This window comes from Brachyspira pilosicoli (genome assembly GCF_019402445.1).
GTDB classification, from domain to species: Bacteria; Spirochaetota; Brachyspiria; order Brachyspirales; family Brachyspiraceae; genus Brachyspira; species Brachyspira pilosicoli_B.
Genome location: NZ_SRZM01000442.1, coordinates 1 through 2,371, shown reverse-complemented (window position 1 = coordinate 2,371; position 2,371 = coordinate 1). Strand labels below are relative to the sequence as shown.

At 26.2% G+C, this 2,371-nt stretch carries 2 protein-coding genes; both read left to right on the top strand.

Translation table 11 applies throughout. From position 1 onward, the window contains the following. Positions 1 to 443 (top strand): rhodanese-like domain-containing protein (locus E6A48_RS11745; protein WP_258018621.1); only part of this gene is annotated, 443 nt, incomplete at its 5' end. Positions 444 to 516: 73 nt separating this feature from the next. After that, positions 517 to 2,226: a protein-disulfide reductase DsbD family protein gene (locus E6A48_RS11740; protein WP_219710488.1), complete on the top strand. Its 1,710-nt coding sequence runs from the start codon at positions 517 to 519 to the stop codon at positions 2,224 to 2,226. The last annotated feature ends 145 nt before the right edge of the window (positions 2,227 to 2,371 follow it).

The window sequence follows — 2,371 nt, the reverse complement described above, 5'->3', positions numbered from 1 at the left end:
ATCATACATATAGAGGGTATATTAAAAAAATGAATAATACATTATCATTAATTATATTATTAATAGTATTTTTTGTAATAATAACTTTTGTGAAGAAAATGATATTCAATATCATGAGCAAAGGTAAATATAAAAACATAAAACTTAGTGAAGCTATAGAACTATATAAAAATAATAAAAATATAGGTTTAATAGACGTAAGAAGTTATCAGGAAGTGCAATATAGCGGATACATAAAAAACAGTATAAACATAGCTTTAGATGACAGCAGTTTTGACAATAAAATGTCTAAACTAGATAAAGATAAAGAATATATAGTTTACTGTGCAAGCGGCTCTAGGTCTTCTTATGCTTGTATGCGTATGTATAAATTAGGTTTTACTAAAATAAACAATCTTACATATGCTGGATATTCAGCACTTAATAATGCTTTAAAAAAATAGTTTTCAGTTCTTTTTTATAATTCTTAAATTGACAATTATTTTATTTTATGTATATTAATTTTATGGAGAGAGCATGAGAAAGATATATATTTTTTTGTTTATAATTTTTAGTTTAACCGCTTATAGTCAGAGTTTCAACAGTTTACTTAATAAAAACACAGAAGCTATAATTAATTTTAGCCTATCAACTAATAACAATAAAATTATAGTAAAAGCAAATATTCCAGACGGTTATTATGCATATTTAGAATCAAAAATAGCAAATAAAATATTATTCTTTGCAGACAACAAAGAAATAAATACAACTTATCCAGAAGGTGAAAAGTATCATGATGATACTATAATAAAAGGTGAACAAGAGTTTATATTAAATGATATTGATATAAATAAAATTAACTTTATCAAAACAACCTATCAATTATGCTCAGCAAAAGACAATGTATGCTTACAGCCTCAAAGTAAAATAATATACGGCGAAGAAATTGATATACCAAATGCTAATATAACAGATGAAAAACCAGAGAATGCAAGTTCTATAGAAAACTATATTAAAGGAAGCAATAATATATTTATAACATTGATTTTAATATTTGCCGCAGGACTTGCATCTGTGCTTTTACCTTGTACTTATCCTCTACTCTCAATTACAGTGTCTATTTTAGGAACTACAAGTGATAATAAAAATAATAAAAAATCAAGTGTATTAGCTTCGCTTTTATTTGCATTAGGAGTAATCACAACATACACTCTTTTAGGTGCTATAGTTTCTGTGGCCGGGTTTGCTTTTCATAAAACTATACTATTTGGAAGTATTGGGTATAATCCTATTGTTTTAACTGTATTGGTATTACTATTCTTATACTTTACATTTTCAATGGCTGGATTTTATGAGATTAAAGCTCCTTCATTTTTACAGTCTGCTAAAACAAATGCATACGCTAAAAAAAATCAATCAATATTCCATAAATATATAATGGGGCTTCTTGCTGGAATAGTTGCTACTCCTTGTGCTGCTCCTATAATAGCGGTTATATTAGAAATAGGTTTTCTTAATCCTGTATTTGCTACTCTTTATATGGCTGTTTATGCTTTGGGTTTTGCTTCTGTATTATTTGTTCTTGGTACATTTGCTTCAATACTTACAAAAATGCCTAAAGCGGGAACTTGGATGGTATATGTTAAATATATTTTCACTTTTCTAATGATGATAATAAGTTTCTATTATGCTAATATACTTTTTGGTGTTTTAGGATTTAATAAAATAAGTTATATATTAGCATCTGCCACAATATTAGTATTTGCTATACTAGTTTACATAATAAAAAATAAAACTGCAATGTTGAGTTCATTAGAGAAAAAAATATTTGTTTCTGTGCTTATAATATCTATAGCATTAGGCTCTATTTATGGAATTATAAAACAAAAAGGTGAAGTTTCAAATCTTGTATCATACAATGAAGCATTAGAGCTTTCAAAACAAAATAACAAACCAATACTAATAGATTTCTCTGCTGTTTGGTGTGCAAATTGTTATGAGCTTAAAGAGAAAGTATTCGTAAATGAAGAGCTTAAAAAATTCATAGATGATAATTTTATTTTCACCGAAGTTGATGTTGATAAATACAAAAATATTTCTGATGAGTATAATGTTAAATGGCTTCCTTGGATAATAGTAATTGACAGAGACAAGAACATATTATACACAAAGAATTCATTTTCAAGTTTCGATGACAAAATGGCTTTGAGTATAAAAGAAGATTTAGATAAAGTAATTAATAAATAAATTTGATATAATGATTATTTTTATGTAAAACTAAATTATATAGAAAATTTATTACTTTTTATATATGCCCAAACAACTATATTTTTCAAAAATTATTTTCTTATTTTCATTGTTGGTGGGGACTAGCCCCCACACCCCCACTTCT